The sequence below is a fragment of the Bradyrhizobium sp. UFLA06-06 genome (genome assembly GCF_054820065.1).
The window spans coordinates 73,240-96,491 of the sequence record NZ_JADFUD010000029.1 but is presented as its reverse complement, the minus strand read 5'-3'; the positions used below and the strand labels follow the sequence as shown (position 1 = coordinate 96,491).

20 protein-coding genes are annotated in these 23,252 nt (G+C 64.7%); 4 read left to right on the top strand and 16 right to left on the bottom strand.

Annotation, left to right across the window (positions count from 1 at the left end; genetic code table 11):
- Positions 1-221 precede the first annotated feature (221 nt).
- From fdhF to IF803_RS24315, 3 genes are all read right to left on the bottom strand, one after another.
- A complete protein-coding gene (fdhF, locus tag IF803_RS24325; protein WP_461193694.1) occupies positions 222-3,008 on the bottom strand; it encodes a formate dehydrogenase subunit alpha in 2,787 nt (928 codons plus the stop codon).
- A 36-nt stretch (positions 3,009-3,044) separates the two neighbouring features.
- The gene (locus tag IF803_RS24320; protein ID WP_461193692.1) at positions 3,045-4,757 is read right to left on the bottom strand and encodes an NAD(P)H-dependent oxidoreductase subunit E; all 1,713 of its coding nucleotides are present in this window, start codon (positions 4,755-4,757) and stop codon (positions 3,045-3,047) included.
- Between the two features lie 207 nt (positions 4,758-4,964).
- A complete protein-coding gene (locus IF803_RS24315; protein WP_461193691.1) occupies positions 4,965-6,218 on the bottom strand; it encodes a molybdopterin molybdotransferase MoeA in 1,254 nt (417 codons plus the stop codon).
- Positions 6,219-6,401: 183 nt separating this feature from the next.
- On the opposite strand from IF803_RS24315, the gene IF803_RS24310 reads away from it, so the two are divergent.
- Complete coding sequence (locus tag IF803_RS24310; protein ID WP_411783066.1) at positions 6,402-7,286, top strand: formate dehydrogenase accessory sulfurtransferase FdhD; 885 nt, start codon at positions 6,402-6,404, stop codon at positions 7,284-7,286.
- Positions 7,279-7,911, top strand: coding sequence for a molybdenum cofactor guanylyltransferase MobA (gene mobA, locus IF803_RS24305; protein ID WP_461193690.1), 633 nt, complete (start codon positions 7,279-7,281; stop codon positions 7,909-7,911). Before IF803_RS24310 ends, mobA begins: the two co-directional genes overlap by 8 nt.
- A gap of 118 nt (positions 7,912-8,029) precedes the next feature.
- Here the strand turns inward: mobA and IF803_RS24300 are convergent, their stop codons facing one another.
- The 4 genes from IF803_RS24300 to IF803_RS24285 form a co-directional block, all read right to left on the bottom strand.
- A complete protein-coding gene (locus IF803_RS24300; protein ID WP_461193707.1) occupies positions 8,030-8,668 on the bottom strand; it encodes an HD domain-containing protein in 639 nt (212 codons plus the stop codon).
- 278 nt (positions 8,669-8,946) lie between these two features.
- Positions 8,947-10,566, bottom strand: a complete 1,620-nt coding sequence (locus IF803_RS24295; RefSeq protein ID WP_411783067.1) for a hypothetical protein — start codon at positions 10,564-10,566, stop codon at positions 8,947-8,949.
- Between the two features lie 226 nt (positions 10,567-10,792).
- A complete protein-coding gene (locus IF803_RS24290) occupies positions 10,793-11,782 on the bottom strand; it encodes a LysR family transcriptional regulator (RefSeq protein ID WP_028342391.1) in 990 nt (329 codons plus the stop codon).
- 284 nt (positions 11,783-12,066) lie between these two features.
- Positions 12,067-13,626, bottom strand: a complete 1,560-nt coding sequence (locus tag IF803_RS24285) for a 2-isopropylmalate synthase (RefSeq protein WP_028342389.1) — start codon at positions 13,624-13,626, stop codon at positions 12,067-12,069.
- Between IF803_RS24285 and IF803_RS24280 the strand changes: the two genes are divergently transcribed.
- Complete coding sequence (locus tag IF803_RS24280) at positions 13,625-13,912, top strand: hypothetical protein (protein WP_196238198.1); 288 nt, start codon at positions 13,625-13,627, stop codon at positions 13,910-13,912. The genes IF803_RS24285 and IF803_RS24280 overlap by 2 nt on opposite strands.
- 131 nt (positions 13,913-14,043) lie before the next feature.
- Here the strand turns inward: IF803_RS24280 and IF803_RS24275 are convergent, their stop codons facing one another.
- Positions 14,044-14,613: a bifunctional transcriptional activator/DNA repair enzyme AdaA gene (locus IF803_RS24275; RefSeq protein WP_028342388.1), complete on the bottom strand. Its 570-nt coding sequence runs from the start codon at positions 14,611-14,613 to the stop codon at positions 14,044-14,046.
- Between the two features lie 125 nt (positions 14,614-14,738).
- Between IF803_RS24275 and IF803_RS24270 the strand changes: the two genes are divergently transcribed.
- Positions 14,739-15,176, top strand: a complete 438-nt coding sequence (locus IF803_RS24270) for a nuclear transport factor 2 family protein (protein ID WP_028342387.1) — start codon at positions 14,739-14,741, stop codon at positions 15,174-15,176.
- Positions 15,177-15,247: 71 nt separating this feature from the next.
- Here IF803_RS24270 and IF803_RS24265 read toward each other — a convergent pair whose 3' ends face one another.
- The 8 genes from IF803_RS24265 to IF803_RS24230 form a co-directional block, all read right to left on the bottom strand.
- Entirely contained in the window at positions 15,248-16,300 is a 1,053-nt protein-coding gene (locus IF803_RS24265) for a phosphatase PAP2 family protein (protein WP_196238197.1), read from the bottom strand.
- 202 nt (positions 16,301-16,502) lie between these two features.
- Complete coding sequence (locus tag IF803_RS24260; RefSeq protein ID WP_028342385.1) at positions 16,503-17,444, bottom strand: polyphosphate kinase 2 family protein; 942 nt, start codon at positions 17,442-17,444, stop codon at positions 16,503-16,505.
- Positions 17,410-18,420 (bottom strand): branched-chain amino acid ABC transporter permease, encoded by a 1,011-nt coding sequence (locus tag IF803_RS24255; protein WP_028342384.1) that lies wholly within the window; start codon positions 18,418-18,420, stop codon positions 17,410-17,412. Before IF803_RS24255 ends, IF803_RS24260 begins: the two co-directional genes overlap by 35 nt.
- Positions 18,417-19,298: a branched-chain amino acid ABC transporter permease gene (locus IF803_RS24250; RefSeq protein WP_028342383.1), complete on the bottom strand. Its 882-nt coding sequence runs from the start codon at positions 19,296-19,298 to the stop codon at positions 18,417-18,419. Before IF803_RS24250 ends, IF803_RS24255 begins: the two co-directional genes overlap by 4 nt.
- A gap of 185 nt (positions 19,299-19,483) precedes the next feature.
- Positions 19,484-20,188, bottom strand: coding sequence for an ABC transporter ATP-binding protein (locus IF803_RS24245; RefSeq protein ID WP_461193689.1), 705 nt, complete (start codon positions 20,186-20,188; stop codon positions 19,484-19,486).
- A 4-nt stretch (positions 20,189-20,192) separates the two neighbouring features.
- Entirely contained in the window at positions 20,193-20,966 is a 774-nt protein-coding gene (locus tag IF803_RS24240) for an ABC transporter ATP-binding protein (RefSeq protein ID WP_018272977.1), read from the bottom strand.
- 22 nt (positions 20,967-20,988) lie between these two features.
- Positions 20,989-22,299, bottom strand: coding sequence for an ABC transporter substrate-binding protein (locus IF803_RS24235; protein WP_461193688.1), 1,311 nt, complete (start codon positions 22,297-22,299; stop codon positions 20,989-20,991).
- A gap of 175 nt (positions 22,300-22,474) precedes the next feature.
- Positions 22,475-23,239 carry a substrate-binding domain-containing protein gene (locus tag IF803_RS24230; protein WP_461193687.1) on the bottom strand — a complete coding sequence of 255 codons (765 nt, stop codon included), beginning with the start codon at positions 23,237-23,239 and terminating at the stop codon, positions 22,475-22,477.
- Between the last annotated feature and the right edge of the window lie 13 nt (positions 23,240-23,252).

Below are 23,252 nucleotides of genomic sequence, written 5' to 3'. Positions count from 1 at the left end.
ACGATCCTGTACGTCATGCATACGCGAGTTTTCGTGGAAATGGCAACTTCCGGACTCTCAAACACGTCCGCTTTGGGGCAAAGGGCGACATGGGTCCACGCCGCAGCGACGCCCGCTCTTATGCTCTGACCGGATGCCGATCGGCGGTGCTTGCGGTGCCGTGTCGGGCGAGCAAGTAGCCGGGCCGGCCGGCTCGCCCTCCACGCTTCGTCCCGGGACCGCTACTCGGCCGCGGTCCGGATATCGATCTTCTCGGCGCGGACCGCGCAGAACTTGAACTCCGGAATCTTGCCGAACGGATCGAGCGCCGGGTTGGTCAACAGGTTCGCCGCCGCCTCCGCATAGCAGAACGGCATGAAGACCATGTTCTCGGGCACGTCGCGGTCGGCGCGCACCTTGACCTCGACCGCGCCGCGGCGCGTCTCGAGACGGATGAAGTCGCCGGGCGCGAGTCCCTTCTTGCGCATGTCCTTCGGAGTCATGAACGCGACCGCCTCGGGCTCGATCTGGTCCAGCACCTGGGCACGGCGCGTCATCGAGCCGGTGTGCCAATGTTCGAGCACGCGGCCGGTCGACAGCACCATCGGGTACTCGTCGTCGGGCAACTCGTCCGGCGGGATCACCTTGGCCGGCACGATCTTGCCGCGGCCGCTCTCGGTCGGGAAGCCGGTGGTGAAGATGATCTCGTTGCCCGGCTTGTCGGGATCGTCGACCGGATAGGTCACCGCGCCCTCGCGCAGCAGGCGCTCCCAGGTGATGTTCTTCAGCGACGGCATCAGTTCGGCCATCTCGGTGAAGACCTCGCCCGGCCCCGCATAATTCCAGGGCAGCCCCATCCGCTTGCCGATCTCCTGGATGATCCAGAGATCCTGCCTTGCATCGCCCGGCGGCTTGATCACCTCGCGCGCCAGCTGCACGCGGCGGTCGGTGTTGGTGAAGGAGCCGGACTTTTCGGCGAACGCCGAAGCAGGCAGGATGACGTCGGCGTGGAACGCGGTCTCGGTGACGAAAAGATCCTGCACGACGAGATGATCGAGCTTGGCCAGCGCTTCGCGCGCGTGCTGCAGGTCGGGATCGGACATCGCGGGATTCTCGCCCTCGACATACATGCCGTGGATTTCGCCGGCGTGGATCGCGTTCATGATCTCGACGACGGTCAGCCCGCGCACCGGATCGAGCTCCTGCCCCCACAGCTTCTCGAAGGCGCCGCGCATGTCGTCGCGGCCGACCGGCTGATAGTCCGGAAGGAACATCGGGATCAGGCCGGCGTCGGAGGCGCCCTGCACGTTGTTCTGCCCGCGCAGCGGATGCAGCCCGGTGCCGGGGCGGCCGACCTGGCCGGTGATCAGGGCCAGCGCGATCAGGCAGCGCGCATTGTCGGTGCCGTGAACGTGCTGGCTGATGCCCATGCCCCAGAAGATGATGGACGATTTGGCGCGGGCGTAGGCGCGTGCAACCTCGCGCAGCGTCTCCGCCGGAATGCCGCAGATCTGGGACATGCGCTCCGGCGTGAACTCCTGGATCTTCGCCTTCAGCTCGTCATAGCCCTCGGTATAGCCGGCGATGTACTGCTCGTCGGTCAGGCCTTCGGTGATGATCGTGTGGATCATCGCGTTCAGCATCGCGACGTCGCTGCCCGGTTTGAATTGCAGGTGCTCGGTGGCGTGGCGCGACAGCGTCTGCCGGCGCGGGTCCATCACATAGAGCTTGGCGCCGCGCTTGGCGGCGTTCTTGATGTAGGTGGCGGCGACCGGATGGTTCACGGTCGGATTGGCGCCGATCACCCAGATCACCTCGGCATCGGCCGCGGCCGCGAACGGCGCCGACACGGCGCCGGAGCTCAATCCCTCGAACAGCGCCGCCACCGACGAGGCGTGGCACAGCCGCGTGCAGTGGTCGACATTGTTGGAGCCGAAGCCGGTGCGCACCAGCTTCTGGAACAGATAGGCTTCCTCGTTCGAGCCCTTGGCCGAGCCGAAGCCGGCCAGCGCCTTGGCGCCCTTCTCGTCGCGGATCTTGCGCAGGCCCGCCGCGGCGAGATTGAGCGCTTCTTCCCAGGATGCTTCGCGGAAATGGGTGTAGGGATTGGCCGGATCGACCTGGTCGTTGGCATCCTTCTTGACGCCGGGCAGCCGCACCAGCGGCTTGGTCAGGCGATTGGGGTGATGGATGTAGTCGAAGCCGAAGCGGCCCTTGACGCAGAGCCGGTTGTGATTGGCGGGACCGTCACGGCCTTCCGCGTAGATCACCTTCTCATCCTTGACCTGGTAGGTGACCTGACAGCCGACGCCGCAATACGGGCAGAGCGAATCCACCTTCTTGTCGGGATAGGTGACGCGGGTCTGCTTGTCGTCGAGCATGACCGCCGGCATCAGGGCGCCGGTCGGGCAGGCCTGCACGCACTCGCCGCAGGCGACGCAGGTCGATTCGCCCATCGGATCGTCGAAGTCGAATACGATCTTGGCGTCGTGGTTGCGGTAGGCCATGCCGATCACGTCGTTGACCTGCACCTCGCGGCAGGCCCGCACGCAGAGGCCGCACTGGATGCAGGCGTCGAGATTGACGCTCATCGCCGGATGGCTGGTGTCGGCGTGCCAGCGTTCAGTGGCGGGAAAGCGGCTTTCGGTCACGCCGGTCTTCTCGGCCCAGTGCCAGAATTTCGAGTCCGGATCGTGCGAAGTCTCGCGCGCCGGCTGGTCCGCCACCAGCAGCTCCATCACCATCGTCTGCGCCGCGACGGCGCGCTGGCTGGCCGACTTCACCTTCATGCCGACCGTCGGCGTCCGCTTGCAGGACGCCGCCAGCACGCGCTCGCCCTCGATCTCGACCATGCAGGCGCGGCAGTTGCCGTCCGGCCGGTAGTCCGGCGCGGGCGAATAGCACAGATGCGGGATCTCGGTGCCCTGGCGCTTGGCGACCTGCCAGATCGTCTCGCCGGCCCGCGCTTCGACCTGCTCGCCGTCGAGCTCGAACTGAATCGTCAGGCCTGAGTTCTGATTGTTGCTCATTCAAATCCTCGTCGAAATTCGTCTGCTCGGCCTCGCCTACTCGGCGGCTTGCTGCGGACGAAAGCCGTCCGGAAAATATTTGATCACTGAGGTCAGCGGATTGGAGGCCGCCTGACCGAGGCCACAGATCGACGCATCGCGCATCGCCTGGCTCAATTGGTCGAGCAGTTCCTTGTTCCAGACCGGCTGCTGCATCAACAGCGCCGCCTTCTCGGTTCCGGCGCGGCACGGCGTGCACTGCCCGCAGCTCTCGTCCTCGAAGAACTTCATCAGGTTCAGCGCGGCGTCCCTGACGTCATCGACCTGCGAGAGCACGACCACGGCGGCGGAGCCGATGAAGCAGCCATATTTCTCCAGCGTGCCGAAATCGAGCGGGATGTCGTCCATCGACGCCGGCAGGATGCCGCCGGATGCACCGCCCGGCAGATAGGCCTGCAAGGTATGGCCGTCGGCCATGCCGCCGCAGAACTCGTCGATCAACTCGCGCAGCGTGATGCCGGCGGGAGCGAGCTTGACGCCCGGATCCTTGACGCGTCCCGACACCGAGAAGCTGCGCAGGCCGTGGCGTTCGTTGCGGCCGTGGCTCTTCCACCAGTCGGCGCCCTTCTCGACGACATCGCGCACCCACCACAACGTCTCGATGTTGTTGATCAGCGTCGGCAGGCCGAACAACCCGACCTGGAACGGATATGGCGGCTTGTGCCGCGGCAGGCCGCGCTTGCCCTCGATCGATTCCAGCAGCGAGGATTCCTCGCCGCAGATATATGCGCCGGCGCCGCGCCGCAGATGCAGCGTCGGACCACCCGGCGGGAGCTTTGCGATCTCGCGCGCGAGGATCTCGCGGCAGGCCGGGTACTCGTCGCGGATATAGATGTAGACTTCGGGCGCCTCGACCACGTGGGCGCCGATCAGCATGCCCTCGAGGAAGCGATGCGGATCGGTCTCGAGATAATAGCGGTCCTTGAACGTGCCGGGCTCGCCCTCGTCGCCGTTCACCGCCATCAATCGCGGACCGGGTTCGCCGAGCACCGCGCGCCACTTGCGGCCGGTCGGAAATCCGGCGCCGCCGAGGCCACGCAGCGACGCATCGTCGAGCGCCTTCAGCAGGTCTTCGCGCGGCAACTCGCCCGAGCGCAGGCGCGCCAGCAGCTGGTATCCGCCGCCCGCCACGTAGCCGTCGTAGTCGACATATGGAGGAAGGTGCACATGGGTGTCGCTGTTCTTCGCCGCCGCCAGCACATTGGTGACGGTCGCATGATCGACGAAGTTGTGGCCGACCTCGGCGGCGGGCGCGGTGTCACAGCGGCCGACGCACGGCGCCCGCACGACGCGGATGCCGGGGCCGGCGCGGTTCTGCAGATCCTTCAACAGCTGTTCGCCGCCGAGCATCGCGCAGGTCAGCGAATCGCAGACGCGTACGGTGAGCGGCGCGATGTCAGGCTCGCCTTCCTTCACGATGTCGAAATGCGCGTAGAAGGTGGCGGTCTCGAACACTTCGGCGAATGACAGCTTCATCTCGTCGGCGAGCGCGGCAAGATGCGCCGCCGAGATCTGATGGTATTTGTCCTGGATCAGATGCAGATACTCGATGAGGAGGTCGCGCCGCCTCGGACGATCGGCGAGCAGCGCCTCGATCTCGTGCGCGGCCACGGGGTCGACCTGGCGTCCCTTGGGCGTGGCCTTCGCTCGCTTCCTGCCCTGTCCGGGATGCTCGAACGCACGAACCTTGTGAACGTCGTCTCGACTCATGAAGCCTCGCCTCGGGAACCACGCTTTGCGCGAATTGCACTGCTTCGACGAACTGTATTCTCTGGTATGCCAGAGGCAAGCAGTTTTAGAATGCCTCTAGCAGCGTCGGGTTGCCGCGTAGGCCGTTGTTTATGTTTGCCTATCGGGCGATCTGATTTCGCTATCGAGCGCCCGTCGCGCTGCGCGGTCTCGACCGCGTTTCAGCTCTCACAGCAGGTCGGCGTAGCCGAGAAAGCCGACGGCCTCGCCAGGTTCAACCCGCACCACCGACTCGCCGAGTTCGACCAGTCCATCGGTCTCGATCAGCGACGACAGCAGACCGGCTCCCTCGCGAGGAAACTTGTTCGCTTCCAGCGCACCGTCCGCCGCCCGTCGCAGCGAGACGCGGACATATTCGCGCCGCCCGCTCTTCTTCTTGTAGCTGAAGGCGGCCCGCACCGGCATCGGCAGCAAGGGGGACGGCGCAGCACCCGACAGCGCCAGCACGGTCGGCCGCACGACATGGACGAAGGTGACGAAACTCGCCACCGGATTGCCGGGCAGGCCGATCAGCGGCGTACCGTCGATGATTCCCATCGCCACCGGGCGGCCGGGCTTGATCGCCATCCGCCACAGCACCAGCGAGCCCGCCTGCTCGATGCCGGCCCTGACGTGGTCCTCTTCGCCGGTCGAGACCCCGCCCGTGGTCAGGATCAGGTCGTAGCGCCGCGCGACCTGCTTGAGCGCAGCGGCGAGCTCGGCCCGCTCGTCGCGCAGGATGCCGAGATCGCCGACCTCGCAACCAAGCCGCCGCAACATCGCCATCAGCATGAAGCGGTTGGAATCGAACAGTTGCGCTTCGGTGCGCGCGCTGCCGGGCGCAGCCAGTTCGTCGCCGGTCGAGAACACCCCGACGCGAAGCCGCCGCACCACGTCGAGCGTGGTGAGCCCGAAGGCCGCGGCGACCGCGATATCCTGCGGGCGCAGGCGCCGTCCCGATGCCAGCGCGACATGGCCGCGCGGAATGTCCTCGCCGGCCGGACGCACATTGGCGCCGACCTTCAGGCCGGACGGCAGAATCACGTTTCCCGCATCGTCGATCCGCACGTCTTCCTGCATGAACACGGTGTCGGTGCCATCGGGCATCGGCGCACCGGTGAAGATCCGCACCGCCTGGCCCGCCTGCGCCGGCTGCGCCGACGCTCCCGCCTGCACCCGCCCAACAACGGGGAATGCGCGCTCACCGCTCGCCGGCAGGTCCGCGCCGGATACTGCGTAGCCGTCGACGGCGGAATTTTTGAACGGCGGCAGCGCAAGCGGCGCGACAATGTCGCCGGCCAGGATGCGTCCGTCTGCATCCACCAAGGCAACCGTTTCGGTCTCGCCGACGGGCTTGACCCGCGCGGCGATGATCGCGACGGCTTCGTCGACCGACATCATCGGTCCGCCGAACGCGAAGCAGTCGTCCGAAAGCTGCGCCATGTGTCCCTCAGTCCTCGGCCATCGACAAGATTTGTTCGACCCGGATCGCGAACTGCGCGTTATCCTTAAAGCCGGACCGATCGATGGCAGTTCCCGCGACGCGGCGGAGAGTCGCCAGCCAGTCTCCGAACGTGCTTATATCCCCAGCTGCGTTGCCATGTGAACCCATCTGGACGTCCAGCAGTGCCCGAGAAAACCACAGCTCCCATCATTGTTCCTGATCCGGACGATCCGCGCCTGACGGAGCGCGTGGTCGGCGTCGACCAGACCGGCGCACGGACCGAGATCAAGGTGCCGGTCGAGCGGCCGCTGACGCTGTACCTCAACGCGCAGGAGATCGTCACGATGATGACGATCAACGACTATCCCGAATACCTCGCGCTCGGCTACCTCTTGAACCAGAACATGCTCAAATACGACGATGTCGTCACCGAGGTCGAATATGACGACGATCTCGAGGTCGTCGTGGTGCGCACCGCGCACCACACCAATTTCGAGGCGAAGCTGAAGAAGCGCACGCAGACCTCGGGCTGCGCCCAGGGCACGGCGTTCGGCGACCTGCTCGAAGCCGTCGAGAAGGTCGCGCTGCCGAAGGCCGAACTGCGGACCTCCTGGCTCTACCGGATGACGCACACCATCAACACGATGCCGTCGCTTTATCTGGAAGCCGGCGCCATTCACGGCTGCGTGCTGTGCAAGGAGGCGACGCCGGTGTGCTACACCGAGGACGTCGGCCGGCACAACGCCGTCGACAAGATCGCGGGCTGGATCTATCGCCACAATGTCGATCCGGCCGACAAGATTCTCTACACCACCGGGCGGCTGACCTCTGAGATGGTGATCAAGACGGTGCGGATGGGGATTCCAATCCTGGTCTCGCGCTCCGGCTTCACCGCATGGGGTGTCGATCTGGCGCGGCAGGTCGGATTGACGCTGGTCGGTCGCGCCCGCGGCAAGCGCTTCATCGCGCTGTCGGGCCAGGAGCGGATCGTCTACGACCAGAATCTCGACTATGTCGAAGAGGAATCGATGCGTCACAAGCGCAAAGGCGAGACCGACAATGACTGATATTCCGGGGACTGCCGTCCCGGGCGTGCTGCTCGCCGGCGGCCTCGCGCGGCGGATGGGCGGCGGCGACAAGCCGATGCGCAAGATCGCGGGCCGCACCATTCTGCAACGGGTGATCGACCGTCTCGCCCCGCAATGCAGTGGGCTGATCATCAACGCCAATGGCGATCCCACGCGCTTCGCCGCGTTCGGCCTCCCGGTCGTCGCCGACGACGTTGCCGACTATCCCGGTCCCCTCGCCGGCATCCTGGCCGCGCTCGACTGGACCGCCGCCAACCGGCCGGATGTGCAATGGGTGCTCAGCGCCGCAGGCGACTGTCCGTTTCTGCCGCGCGATCTCGTCACGCGCCTGGCGCAGGCACGCGCGGCTGACAATGCCGAGCTCGCGGTCGCTTCATCCGGCGGGCAGACGCATCCCGTCATCGGCCTCTGGAGCGTCCGCCTGCGGAATGAATTGCGCCAGGCGCTGGTCGTCGAGGACGTGCGCAAGATCGACCGCTGGACCGCGCGCTATCCGCTCGCAACGGTCGAGTGGCCGACCGAGCCGCTGGATCCGTTCTTCAATGCCAATACCGTCGAGGACATCGCGGAAGCCGACCGCCTCGCCGCGCTCGACGGCGGCTAGAGCATTTTCGGTTCTGATTGAATCAGAACCGAAGCTCTAGATTCTTGTTTTGACGCGTTTTCTTCACACGAACCGGTGTCCACTTTGCTCGAAAACGCTCCAATGTCCGCCGCCCGGATCAGCTCGGCCACGGCGTATTGCGGATCCGGGTGCAGGCATTCGGCCGATGAAAGCCGGGATCGCGCTCCGCGACGAAGTCGAAATTGACCGTGCCGAACGTGGTCTGCGGCTTCTTCAGGGCCGAGCAGGTCTGAACCTCGATGAACTCGTTCTTGAAATCGCCGCGGGGAAACGCGGCAAGGACGCCGTCCCGTTGTTCGGCCGTATAGTCATCGTATCCAACGCCGACGGCATCGACCAATACGCCCGCATTGGTGAGCGCGATTTCCGGCCGCATATATTGCGGAATGCCGGGCGTGGTGTGCAGGGCGATCGCTTCCCACACCAGGTCCGCCTTCGGCTCGGCGATGCCGTGGCTCCTGAGAAACTTGCGCGCCGCATCGGCGCCGTCGAGCTCAAACCGTTTGGTCTCGGTATGGAAGTGATCGACAAGGCCGAGATCATGAAACAGCGCAGCAACATAGAGCAGTTCAGGGTCGCACTTCAGATTTTGCCTGACGCCCTTGAGCGCGCCGAACACGAACACCCGGACCGAGTGATTGAACAACATTTCGGTTTCGTATTGCCGCACCAGCTCGGCGGCCTCCCGCGCGATCTTGCTGTCCGGGATTCGAATGCCGGAAATCGTGTCCGCCATCATCGCACTCCTGCCCTGTGTAGCCTGCCGGATGCATGCGCTGGACGGCCAACGGCGTCGCGATTCATGCGCGCCGGCACTCGCTGCAGTGAATCGTATCCACTACCTAACCCGCAAAGCGGCAACCGGAAGGCCCCCGCGCCATGAAGATTCTGCAGGGAGATCGTGAGGCTGGTGCAATACGGAAGGCGCGATCGAGCTCAGCCGATCGCGCCTGGCCTGATCCAGGCGAAGCCTGACCGGAAGCAGCCGGCACAGGCTCCGCCGGCTGCCGGCGATCAATGCCCCGCTGCGATCCGGGTCGGACCGCAGACGTCGTCCTGCGAGTCCTTGTCGTGGCCGCGGCCGTTGTCCTTCATCCGGCCGTGATCGCCATCGCAATTGACGGGAGCGAACGACACGCCGCGATAGACCGTGCCGAACGCCGGCGGCACAACGACGTCAAAGGCTTCGTTCGCCGGAAGCGTCGTCGCCGCGACCCTGTCCGTGATGGCGACGACCTGATTCGGATCGGCGCCGGGCTCGACCGAGTTGCCCACGGTCGACGTCACCGCAAAAATCGTCGCGGTGCCGTCGCGGTTGACGCGGCCGGTGATGTTGCGCAGCCCGCCGGTTGCCGGATCGGTGGGATAGCCGTTGACATGATAGAGCGCGCCGAGGTTCAGGCCCTTCTGCAGCGTGTAGGCAAGGCTCCAGCTGCCGTTGGCATAAACCCACTTCTGAAGGCCTGCGGTCGGTGACGTGGCGGCGTCGGCCAGTTGGCCGTCACCTTCCTGGGCGACATAGAGCGTCGTCGCGTTGGCGAACCAGATGCCAAAGGGATAGAAGCCGTTCGCGCCCGAATTTGCCGAGGGATTGCTCGGGAAGCCCGGAAGAATGCTGAACGCCGTCGAGGCGGCGGTCTCGCGGGTCGGCAGCACGCCCGGCTGGCCGACCTGATAGACCGTGTTGATGCCGTTGCTGCCGCTGCCTTTGGTGACGTAGAGCGTGTTGTCGGAGATCGCGAGACCGCGGAAATTATCGTCCTTGCCGGACTTGTCAGCGGCAAAGCCAAGCTGGGCAACCGAGAAGCCGAACTGGAAGCCATTCTTGCTGCCGGGCGTGCCCTGCTGCACGCCAACCACGGCATCGGAACCATCGACACCGGGCGTTGCGAGTTGCACACCGGTGTCATTGACGACAAGCACCGGCTGGGTGCCGCTGCCGTTGCCGGCATTGCCGACCGTGAAATACTGGTCGGCCTGGGTGCCATTGATTTTGTTGGCGCGGATCGCGCCGCGGCCATTGTCGCCGCTATAGACGTTGACCTTGGTCCGGTGCAGCGAGCCGTCGAAATCCAGCTCCGCGACCACGCGCGCATGCACGCCGGTGTCCGGATTGGTGGGGTCGACGTGGTTCGGCGAGTTGGAGTTGGAGACGTCCAGCTGGTTGACTGCCGCATCGTAGCCCATAAACGTCACGGCCTTGCCGTCGGGCGACAAATGCAGCGACAGTTCAGACTTGGAGCTGAAGCTCGTCACCGCCACGTCCGCCGGGACGGTCAGCGCGCCGATTTCGCGCAGCCGACGGCCTTCCAGATGAAATTTCTTGATCACCACCGGCGCGGTCACGCCGAAGTTCGAATCGACGGCCACGTTGTTGAAGACCCCCGGATAGCTGCCGTCGGCCACAGCCGTCGCGCCGGTCGGCAGCGTCTGGCCTATGGTGACGGTCGATGGGTTGCCCGCGTAGACCGCGGTGCTGACCAGCAATTCGTGCGGATTGCCCGCGGTCTGCGACAGTGCCGGATGGACCGCAAACAGCACCGGTGAGAGCGCCGTGCCCGCGATCAGGCGCCGGACAATGGCGCGGCGAAATGTTTCCGGAGTTGTTTGCGATTTGGCGATTGATTTGAACATGCGAAGACCCCCCATTCTTTGAAAATTGGAATGGGTTCCTCATACGGGGCCGATCGCAACACTCGTGTGACAGATCGCCGCAGCTCATGTTCACATTCCGGAAATCGCGTAGCTCGCGTGCCCGCCGATGCGGACGCTAAAGGGCGATGAGATCGGATCGGATCGTCATCGGGCCTTGGCTCATGGTTCGAGCATGATCGCCGCGCAAACGTTTAGCGTTGATCGCTTAGCTGGCCCGTCCGCCAACCCGGCCGACCCGATCCGTTTCGATCGCCCGCAGATAGTCCAGCATCAGGCGGCTGGTTGCCGACAGATGCGCGGTGTCGCGGGTCACGATCTTCAGTTCGCGCCGCCCCCAATCGTCGCGCAGCGGGATGGCGCGAAGGCCCATCCCGGCGCCGACCACCTCGAAGGCGCGGTCGGGGATCAGCCCGAGTCCCATATTCGCCTGCACCATGCGGCAGACCGCATCAAAGCCGGGCACATTGATGCGCAGCCGCATCGCCTTGCCGGCTTGCGTCGCCGCATATTGCGAGCGCAGATAGATCGAGCTCGCGGTGTGCAAGCCGATATGGTCGAAATCGAGGGTCTCGGTGAACAGCAATGTCTCGCGGCCGGCCAGCCGATGGTCGGCGCGCATCACCACCACCAGATTGTCGTAGCGATAATGGAAGGCCTCGAGCGCGCGGCTGTCGGCCTCGGCCGAGCAGATGCCGATCTCGGCTGCGCCCTCCTCGATGCCGCGCACCACCTGCCCGCTCGGCCGCTCCTGCAGATCGACGCGGAGCAATTCATGCGCGGCGAAGAAGGCGGAGAGATCCTCAGGCAGGTATTGCACGATCGCAGAGAGATTGGCGAGCATGCGGACATGGCCGCGCACGCCTTGCGAATATTCCGACAGCTCGACCGCGATCTTCTCGACATTGAGCAGCGTCACCCGGGCGTGGTGCAGCAGCGCCTCGCCGGCCGGCGTCAGCGCCATGCCCTTGGCGAGCCGCTTGAACAGCGTGACGCCGAATGCCAGCTCGAAATCGTTCATCCGTTTCGACACCGCCGACGCCGCGATCCCCTCGCGCTGCGCGGCGCGGGTGAGGTTCTGCTCGTCGCAGACCGCGACGAACAGGCGAAGCGTTGTCAGGTCGACCCGGCGCGTCAGCGCGGTCTCCGCCGGCGTGGCGGCGCGCGGAAGGCCTGTCACGATGGAGGAGATCGGCATGGACGGCGTTCCCCGGGAAAGAACGCAGCGTAGCGCTGGAGATGGCGCGGAAGATTCCAAAGCAGTGCGGGATGGAGGGGATTGTTGGGATAGGATTCCAACAATGGTCGAGTTGGGCGGTTTTTATCCCAACCAGCCGACTGCAGCTGTCATTACGAGCGCAGTTCCTCACCGTCATCCCCGCGCAAAGGCTTCGCCTTTGCGCGGGGATGACGGGTTGGATGGACCCCTAACAAAAACGCGGCGCCGAAGCGCCGCGTTTCCGAATCCTTTGCTCACGCCTATCAGCCCGCGGCCTTGGCCGGCACGTCGCGCTGGCGCTTCATCACGATCTTGTTCAGCGCGCCGAGATAGGCCTTTGCGGAGGCGACCAGCGTGTCCGGATCGGCGGCGCGGGCGGTCATCGAGCGACCTTCATGGGCCAGACGCACCGAGACTTCGGCCTGCGCGTCGGTGCCTTCGGTCACCGCATGCACCTGATAGAGTTCCAGCTTGGCCTCGTGCGGCACCAGGCGCTTGATGCAGTTGAAGACGGCGTCGACCGGGCCGTTGCCCTCGGCTTCCTCGATCTTGATCTGGCCGTCGACGTCGAGCTTCATGGTCGCGCGCTGCGGGCCATGGGTGCCGGCGATCACGGTCAGCGAGGTCAGCTTGATGCGGTCGTGGGCGGCCGCCATCTCCTGGTCAACCAGCGCCTCGATGTCCTCGTCGTAGATGTCCTTCTTGCGGTCGGCCAGCGCCTTCATCCGCGTAAAAGCATCCTCCAGCTGGTTGGCGCCGAGCTTGTAGCCCATCTCCTCCAGCTTGTGGATGAAGGCGTGGCGGCCGGAATGCTTGCCGAGCACCAGCGAGGACTGCTTCAGGCCGACCATCTCGGGCCGCATGATCTCGTAGGTCGAGGCGTCCTTCAGCACGCCGTCCTGATGGATGCCGCTCTCATGCGCGAACGCGTTACGGCCGACGATTGCCTTGTTGTACTGCACCGGAAACGAGGTGGCCGCGGACACCACCTTCGAGGCGCGGGTGAGTTGCGTGGTGTCGATCTTGTTCCAGAACGGAAATTTGTCGTTCCGCACATTGATCGCCATCACGATCTCTTCCAGCGCGGCATTGCCGGCGCGCTCGCCGATGCCGTTGACGGTGCACTCGACCTGCCGCGCACCACCGACAACGCCGGCCAGCGAGTTCGCGACCGCCATGCCGAGGTCGTTGTGGCAATGCACCGAGAAGATCGCCTTGTCGGAATTCGGCACACGCTCGATCAGCGTGCGCATGAAGTGGGTGTATTCATCCGGCACCGTGTAGCCGACGGTGTCGGGAATGTTCACCGTAGTGGCGCCGGCCTTGATCACCGCTTCGACGATCCGGCACAGATAGTCCATCTCGCTGCGGGTGCCGTCCTCGGCCGACCATTCGACGTCGTCGATCTGGTTGCGGGCGCGGGCGACCATCGCGACCGAGGTCTCGATGACCTCCTCGGGGGTCTTGTTCAACTTCACCCGCATATGCAGCGGCGAGGTCGCGATCACGGTGTGGACGCGGCCGCGGCGGGCGAACTTCACGGCTTCGGCGCAGCGGTCGATGTCGGCCGGATGGGCACGGGACAGGCCCGCGATCACCGCGTTCTTGGAGCGGCGGGCGATCTCGCTGACCGCCTGGAAATCGCCTTCCGAGGTGATCGGGAAGCCGGCCTCGATGACGTCGACGCCCATGTCGTCCAGCAGCTCGGCGACCTCGAGCTTCTCCTCGAAGGTCATGGTGGCGCCGGGGCACTGCTCGCCGTCGCGCAAGGTGGTGTCGAAAATGATGACGCGGTCCTTCTCGGACTTGTTCGCGGTGGCCATGTTAGAAATTCCTTTAAGCTTTGCGCCCGTCATGTTGCTCCTTGAGCAATTACTTGGGCGATATCAGGGTTCGGTGATCTCGTACAAACCCCTGAGTGCCCAGGCGCAAACGCCCAGCCGGCCCTCAGGGGCAGGTAAGAAGAAGGCCGCCAATAAGCAGGGTGGGCGCTGCGGCAGGGATCGTGGCGGTAGCCTCGGCCACCTCCCCAAAGATCCCATCAATTTGGCCGCGAATCAGCATTGCCAGACCCTGTTGAGCGCCAAAATCCTCGGACAAAACCATTGACGGTTGGTTGCCGGGACGCGCTGTGCGCCGTCGTTCTAGACGATTATGGCAAGCCGCCGCAATGGGTAAAGATGGTCAGGTGGGTTGACCTAACGTTCCCGCATGGCTAGGCGCACCCCTTTCTCGTCCCCTCACCTCCGGCCGCGCGAAGACGCGCGCAGGCTCGACGGGGAGCGGCCGTAGAGGTCAGCGAAGGCGGCGTTGAAACGGCGGACGCTGCCGAAGCCGGCGCGGAAGGCGATCGCGGTCATCGCGTCGTTGGTGGTGTCGATCAGGCGCTTGGCGCGCTGCACGCGGCGCGTGGTCGCGACTTGTTGCGGGCTGGCGCCGACATGGCGCTCGAACAGCCGGGCGAGGTGGCGCGCGGTGATGCCGAGCCGGTCGGCCAGTGCTGCGACCGAGCCGCGCTCCAGCGCGCCGCCGTCGATCAGCTTCAGCGCACGCGCAACCGTGGAGCGCGTGCCGTTCCAGGCCGGACAGAACGGCGCGGTCTCGGGACGGCAGCGCAGGCACGGCCGATAGCCGGCCGCCTCGGCCGCAGCGGCGGTCGGGTAATAAGTGACGTTGCGCGGCAGCGGATGCTTCACCGGACAGACCGGCCGGCAATAGATCCGCGTGGTCTTCACCGCCGTGAAGAAGCGGCCGTCGTAGCGCGCGTCGCGCCGCAGTCGCGCAGCGTTGCAGGCATCGAAGCTGAGCATGAGGCGGAGTCTAGCGCATCGCGCGGTCAAGGAAAGTGGCCCGAGGTGATGAGGTCCGATTCCGGCCAGCGCGACCCGCAGCGCTGAACTAGATCGATCCGATCGATCAAACCGGAGACATCGCCATGACCAACCCGACAGCCAGGGAAACCAGTAAGCAAATTGTCCTCAACGCCTGGCAGACTTTCAGGACCCGCGACGCCAAGCTGATCGCCGCGCTGTTCGCACCGGATGCCGAATGGATCGCGCCCGCCCGCAACGCCACCGCGGTCGCGCTCGATCACGCCGACCACATGATCGGCGCTGACGCGATCGCCCGCTTCATCTCAACCGAGATGCACCGCCTGTTCTCCGAGATCGACATCGCGTTCCGTGCCGTTCATGCCGACGGTGACAGCGTCATCGTCGAGGAGCGCATGCGCGCGACGCTGCCGGGCGGCCGGCCCTACGACAATGACTACTGCTTCGTGTTCGTGGTCGAGGCCGGCCGTATCAAGCAGGTGCGGGAATACATGGACACGCGCAAGAGCTGGCAGATGGTGTTCGGAGAAGCCGCGGCATGAGGTCCGCGTTCATGTCACGGAGACGCCGGCGCTCCCTTCTCCTTGCGAGAGAGGGAGCCTGAGCGGCCCGCTCACCGCACTTCCGCGCGGGGCTCACCTCGATGAGCCGCTGGAATCATCGCCCACGCCCCGCGCCGGAACATGGTCACATGGCGCAACATCCAGGCATGAAGCCAACCGGCGAGGATCACAGACACGATCGTGACCACCAGACCGCCGATCAAGTCCACCACGTAGTGACCGCCGACGATGGGCGTCGCCAGTATCATGGCCAGATTTGCCAGCGTCATCGGAATGCGAAGCCATCGAACGTTCCAGCATGCCCAGATCAGGATCAAGGCCGCGGTACAGTGAAAGCTTGGAAACGCGATCAGTCCCTGGCCATGAAAATTGCGCAGGCTCCTGAGGCTCCCGTCGCGGATCCGGATCAGATCGTCGATCCAGCCCTCGGAGGTCAGAGGCAAATTCCGGAACGAAGACACTTCCGTATCGCTGACGTGCAGATGGGTCCATGCCGTGGTGGCGGGCAACAAGGCGAAAACTGCAATGGTGATGGTTAGCGATATGATCGCCGCCAGGATGAATTTTTCGAGCGTTTGGATTCTCCCCGTCACGGCCAGCACCAGGATTACGAGATGGGGAAGAAGGAAAATGGAGTTATAGGCCTCGGTCACGATGCGGGCCATCATGTCCGAACCAGCGAACAGGCCCGCATAGGTCCTCCAGTCGTAGCCCATCAATTGATCGGCACGCAGAAGCTGAGCATCAACCAGGGGACGGCCGACCGTCGCTGCCGCATAGGTCAACATCGTTGCAGCGATCGCCACGATGATATTCTGCGACCAGGTATTTATGAACAATTGAACGAATTGGATGCGCAGTCCCTTTGCCACGAGGTAGATGCTGAGAACGATCGCGGCTACCTTGCCATACCCATCCCAATCGACGTCGACGTGCCTGAAGCCGGACCAATGGAAGGCGGCAAAACAACCGGCCAAGAATAGCAGGACGGGCGCCCAGAGCACGCCCCTCAGCGCGTCATCATTCACGTTGTGATTGCCTGTCGCTAAATCTGCGGTTGCCATGCCCTCATGTTGCGTCAATTCATTAATATTACCTTGCATGCGGCCGGTTTGAGCGGGGAATATCCGCATGCGGCCGACAACGCGTCACCTTGCGATAGATTGCCCGCGAGACTGCGGACGCCAGACGCGCACATAAGGACGGCTCCGGCGGGTGGGACGCCTCCCACGCCGCAAAGGGAGCGAGAGCCCGCGGTCTGCTCACGTCGCGGGACCGCGGGATGTCATCCAGCTTCTCCGCGCCCTATTTCCTCGCCGTCGCGGCCTTCTTCTCCGCCCCCTTGCCTTCCGTCTCCAGCGCCGCGCGGACGCGCTTGAATTCGCTTAAGTCGGCCTTGTCCACCTCGGGGAATTTCAGGTCGAGCTTGTCGAGCGCGTTGACGATGGTCGAGCCGATCACGACGCGGGCGAACCATTTGTGGTCGGCCGGCACGATGTGCCAGGGCGCCTGCCCGGTCGCGGTGTGATGGATCATGTCCTGATAGGCGGCCTGATATTTGGCCCACAGCTTGCGCTCGGCGACGTCGGCCATCGAGAACTTCCAGTTCTTGGCCGGCTCCTCGAGCCGGTCGAGGAAGCGCTGGCGCTGCTCCTCCTTGGAGACGTTGAGGAAGAATTTCAGGATTACGGTGCCGTTGCGCGACAGATAGCGCTCGATCGCCGCAATGTCCTCGAAGCGCTCGCGCCAGATGTCCTTGCTGACGAGGCGCTTCGGAATCTTCTGCTTGTCGAGCACCTCGGGATGCACCCGCACCACCAGGCACTCCTCGTAATAGGAACGGTTGAAAATGCCGATGCGGCCGCGCTCCGGCAGCGCGATCATCGCGCGCCACATGAAGTCGTGGTCGAGCTCCCTGGTCGACGGCTGCTTGAAGGAGGAAACCTCGCAGCCCTGCGGATTGACGCCCTCGAACACGCTCTTGATCGCAGAATCCTTGCCGGCGGCATCCATGCCCTGGAAGATCAGCAGCAGCGACCAGCGGTCCTGGGCGTAGAGCTTCTCCTGGAAATCGTTGAGCCGCTTGCGGTTGGCCTCGATGATCTTGCCGCCGGCGTCCTTGTCGATGCCGCCCTTCTCGGCGGTCGGATACGATTTGAGGTGAAATTCGCCCGACCCGTCGAAGCGGAACGGCGCGACGAAGGGCTTCAGTTCATCGGCGAGCGATGGGGACGGTTTGTTGCTCATGGCTTCTCGACGGCTTGCGTGACGACTTGATCCGGTCGATCACGCTACCAAGAATGCCCTTGGGCAGGAAGATGATGAACAGCACCAGCAGCACGCCATAGACCAGATTGTCCCAGCCGACCGCCTTGGTGCCGAAAGAGATGCGCAGCACCTCGGCCAGCACGATGGTGATGACGGCGCCGACCGTCGGTCCCAGCGCGACATAGACGCCGCCGACGATCGCCGCGAACACCATCTGCAAGGAGACCGCGATGCCGCTCACCGTGTCGGGCGAGATGAACATCTGGTACTGGCAGTAGAGCGCGCCCGACAGCGCGGTCATCAGTGCGCTGATCAGGGTGATCTTGAGCTTCTCGGCGGTGACGTTGACGCCGGCCGCGGCGGCGGCATCCTCGTCCTCCGAGATCGCCTCCATGGCATGGCGGATCATGCTGCGATCGATCGCGCGCCAGATCACGAGGCCCAAGACCCAGACCGCGAGCGCGATCAGATACCAGGTGGTCTTGTCGTCGAATTGCAGCGCGAGCAGCCCCTTGCCGCTCGGCGCGCGCTGCGGCGTGTAGCCGAGCGAGCCGCCGGTATAGTCGCGGGTCGCGGTGATGACCTGCAGCACGATGCCCGACAGCGCCAGGGTCACCAGCACGAAATAATGCCCGGTGATGCGGAAGCGGAAGCAGGGATAGGCGACGACGAGCGCGAGCACGCCCGCGGTCGCCATGCTGAGGGGAATGCCGATCCAGGGCGACACGCCAAGGTGGTTCCACAGCAGCGCGGTGACATAGGCGCCGATGCCCATGAAGCCGCCATGGCCGAGCGAAACCAGGCCGAAGCGCCCCATGATCGACCACGAGGTGTAGGCGAACGACCAGATCAGGATCAGCACCAGCACGTGCAGATGATAGGGATCGCGATGCACGAAAGGCACCGCGACGAGCGCGATCAGCGCGATGATCCAGCCGGCGGCTTGCCTGTTCACGAGCGCCTCGCCAGGAGGCCCGCCGGCCGGATGAACATCATGACGATGAAGAAGGCAAAGGCCAGCACGTAACCCCATTCGAGATCGGAGAACAGGCCGCCGAGCGAGATGATCTCGGCGAACACGAAGGCGGCGATGAAGCCGCCGATGAAATTGCCGAGCCCGCCGAGCACGCAGATCAGGAAGGTGATCGGCCCGAACGACAGGCCGACGAACGGATGCACGTCATATTGCAGCACCAGCAGGCAGGCGGCGAGCCCGGCGAGCCCGCCGCCGATCGCCGAGGTGACGAGATAGATGCGCTTGGGATCGACGCCCATCAGCGGCATGATCTGGCGGTCCTGCGCGATGGCGCGGATCGCTGTGCCGGTGAAGGTGCGGGTCAGGAACAGATAGACGCCGATCATGCCGAGCAGCGCGGCGCCGAACGACAGCAATCGCGCGTAGCTGAAATTCATCTCGCCGAGCGCGAGCACCGGCAGGCGGATGCCGAGATTGCGGAAGTCGATGCCGAAGGCGACGGTGGCAAAGCTCTGCAGGATGAACAGCACACCGCCGGTGGCGAGCAGCTGGTTGATCGGCGGCGCAGTCAGGAGCGGCGCGATCACGAAGAAATGCAGTGCGGCTCCGAGCAGCGCCACCAGCAGGATCACGAGCGGCGCGGCGGCCCAGTATGGCAAGTGAAAAACCTGCACGAGATAGTACATGCCGTACATCCCGATCATCACGAGCTCGGCGTAGCAGATCCAGGTGACGTCGATGACGCCGAAGATCAAGTTGAGCCCGAGCGCGAGCAGCGCCAGCACGCCGCCGAGCAGGATGCCGTTGATGACGGCCTCCAGCAGGTAGATGTCGAAGATGTCGAAGAAGGACTGCATGGCCATTGCGCCCTAGACTGTGACAGCTAGCTGACCTAGCACCGCCGTCATCCTGAGGTGCGAGCGCAGCGAGCCTCGAAGGATGGGCCACGGGCTGCGTCCATCCTTCGAGGCGCGCAAGAGCGCGCACCTCAGGATGACGGCAGAATGTGCAAGGGTGCTAGCCCGGTCCACGATCATCATCCTCACACCCCGAGATACGCCTGCTTGATGGTGTCGCTCGCCGCGAGCTCCGCCGCTGACCCGGCGGCGCGGATGCTGCCGGCTTCCAGCAGATAGGCGCGGTCGACCACGCGCAGCACCTGCTGCACGTTCTGCTCGACGATCAGGACCGTCAGGCCGCTGGCGCGGATGCGCTTGACCAGCTCGAACACCTGCTGCACCACGACCGGCGCGAGCCCGGCCGACGGCTCGTCGAGCAGCAGCAGTTTCGGGTTCGACATCAGCGCACGGCCGATCGCGCACATCTGCTGCTCGCCGCCCGACATCGTCCCGGCCATCTGGTGCTGGCGCTCCTTCATGCGCGGAAACAGCTCGAACACGAACTCGAGCCGCTCGGCGTAATGCGCGCGGGCGCCGGGCATGAAGGCGCCCATCTTCAGGTTATCGGCGACGGTGAGCCGCGGAAACAGCCGGCGATTTTCCGGCACATGCGCGATCCCGAGGCTGACGATGCGATGTGGGGGCGTCGCGACGACGTCGGCGTCTTTCATCGCGATCGTGCCCCTGATCGGTCGGATCAACCCGGAGATCACCCGCATCAAGGTGGTCTTGCCGGCGCCGTTCGGGCCGATCACGCCGACAGCCTCGCCCGCCTTGACGTCGAGGCTGACGTCGAACAGCGCCTGGAAGCTGCCATAGCCCGCGTCAATCGATTTCAATTCCAGCATGCGCTCACGCCCCGATCCGGCGCCGCGCCTGGGCTGCCGCCGCGGCCGCGAGGCTCGCATCCGCATCGGTGCCGAGATAGACCTCGATCACTTTTGCGTCGCCGGCGACATCGGCCGGCAGGCCCTCGGCGATCTTCTCGCCGTGATCGAGCACCATCACGCGATCGACCACGCGCATCAATACGCCCATGATGTGCTCGACCCAGATGATGGTGATGCCGAGCTCGTCGCGGATCCGGCGCAGCATGTCGGCGGCCTGGTCCATCTCGGCCTCGTCGAGACCGCCAAGGCTCTCGTCCGCGAGCAACAGCTTCGGGCCGGTGGCGAGCGCCTTGGCGAGCTCGAGCTTCTTCAACCCGGCGGCGCCGAGGCCCTCGACGCTGGCGTTGCGATCGGTCGGCAGGCCGACCATCGCAAGCGCCCGCTCGGCGGCCTCCTCGGCCTTGCCGCGGCTGTGGCGGCCCTGGCCGTAGAACCCGGCGAGCACGACGTTCTCGAAGATGCTGAGGCGATGGAACGGCCGCGGGATCTGGAAGGTACGGCCGATGCCACGGTTGATGATCCGGTGCGGGGCGAGCCCCGCGATCTCGTGGCCGTCGAACAGGATCGAGCCGGAGGTCGGCGGCAAGGTGCCCGAGAGCATGTTGAAGATCGTACTCTTGCCCGAGCCGTTCGGGCCGATCAGGCCGAGGATCTCGCCCTGCTCGACGCGGAACGATACGTTGTTGACGGCACGAAAGCCGCCAAACCGCTTGACCAGGCCTTCGACGGCGAGCACGGCAGTTCCCTTCGCGAGCGAGCTATTTGTAGCTGTAGGTGGTGCCGGCCGGCAGCGGCAGCTCGGTCTCGCGCTGCATCTGGCTCTTCGGCCACACTACATAGGATTTGTCGTCGATATATTGCAGCACCACCGGGAACGAGCGCGCGTTCTGCCCGGCATACTGGTCTCCCTCGCCGTAGAACTTCACGCCGTAGCCGAGCATGGTGCCGCCCTCGGGTATGTCGGTGTCGAGCGCGGCCTTGCGCAGCGCATCCGGATCGACGCCGCCATACTTCTTGATCGCGCGCGGCAAGACGTCGTCGAGGAAGACATAGGCGTTGGCCGCGCCGATGCCGACATGGGCGGAACGGATCGGCACGCCGGGCTTCAGCCGGTCAAACTCCTCGCCGACCATCTTGATGACCGGCGGCAGCTTGGGATCCATGTTCTTCTGGTTGGCAAGCCAGATCGAGATCGGGTCGGTGTTGAAGAGATAGTTGGCGTCGGCGCCGAGGCCTTCCTTCAGCTTCTCGTAGACGCCGTAGCCCGCGCCGTGGCCGACGATGGCGCCGAACTTCAGCCCCTGCTCGCGGGCCTGGCGGAACAACAGGGTAATGTCCGGATTGTAGCCGGTGTGGAAGATCACGTCGGGCTTGGCGCGCTTCAGCTTCGTGACCAGCGCCGACAGATCGGGCGCGGTCGCCGAATAGCCCTCCTTGAGCACGATGTTGAAGCCGGCCTTCTTGGCGCCGGCCTCATTGCCCTTGGAGACATCGACGCCATAGGCGCCGTCCTCATGGATGATGGCGACGCGGAGGTCCTTCGGCTCCTTGCCGAACTTGGACATGGAGTATTGCGCGATGAAGTCGGTCGTCATCATGCCGTACTGGTTGCCGGCGGCCTGCGGACGGAACACGTATTTGTAGTTCTTGCCGTCGAACACGCCGGAGGAAATGCAGGTCGTGATCCACATGAACTTCTTCATCTGCTCGACCCGCGCCGACACCGGCACGCATTGCGCCGAGGAGAAGAAGCCCATCACCATGTCGACCTTTTCCTGCTCGAGCAGGCGGACGGCCTCGTTGATCGCGATGTCGGGCTTGCTCTGCGCGTCGGCATAGACGGCCTCGACCTTGTAACCCTCGACGCCGGTCTTGGCGTAATGGTCGAGCATGATCTTGACGCCGGTGTATTGCAGCTCGGAGCCGCCGCCGGCCAGTGGACCGGTCAAATCGAAGATCACGCCGATCTTGATCTTCTTGTCCTGCGCATGCGCTGCATTGGCCACAGCAAGCGCCGCAAGCGCGACAGATAGACCCGCAAGCCAGCGGGCAGCCCTCCTGACCGGCATGAATCCCTCCCCAGAGATTGTGCACTGCATTTTTTGTTGTCGTGCGGCCCTATCACAGGGGGAGCGGCCGATGATGTCAAGCGCGATGGCTGCGTCCGCACCGCGCAGGCTTGCGCAAAGTTTCGGCGGAACGGTGCCGACGCGCGGTGCTGGGCGTGCGGTTGGCGGCGGCAATTTATCCGCGGGGCCGTTCCATGCCGGCCCGTTTGATGGCCGTGAGCAAGATATCGCTGTCCAGGGAAAGAAAATCGATCAGGCGCTTGGCTGCTTCCGGCGCCTGCGCGTCGCTGACGATCGCGGCCGTGAAGGTCTGGACCAGCTGGAGATCCGACGGCAGCAGACCGACAACTTCGATGCCGCTCTCCTGAACCAGTTCGCTGGTCGGACCGATCGAGAGATTTGCCTTGCCTGCTCTCAGCGCTTCGGCCGCCTCGGTTCCGCGCGCCTCGAGGGTGAGCCTGACCGTGTCCGGCAAGTTCAGCCTGGGGAAAACCTTGTCGCGGACGTACTGTCCGCTCGTGCTGCTCGGCGCCACCACCTGGCCGGCCTCGATCAAGGCTTTCCTGAGCGCGACATCATTGCCGATGTCCGGCTTGCGAGAGCCTGCTCGAACCGCCGCGGCCAAAGGTGCCGTCGCCAGTCCTGCTTCCGACCCCGCACGAATTCGGCCGTCTTCGGTCAGACTTCGAAGTCCCTCGCGCGAAAGGATAACCACGTCCGCTTTGGTGCCGTGCGCAAGCTGGTGCCTGATCGTCTTCGGACCGGTGCCCTCCGACGCGCCAGATCCAGTCTCCACCCTGATGCCCGTGCTTCGCTCGAATTCAGGCAGCACGTCGCGGTAGACCGCGGCGAATCCACCCGAAATGATGACCTTGATCGTTTTGGGGCCATCGGCGATTGCCGGTGTCAATGCAGCGGCAGCGGTGGCTTGCTCGATCATTGCGCATTCCTTT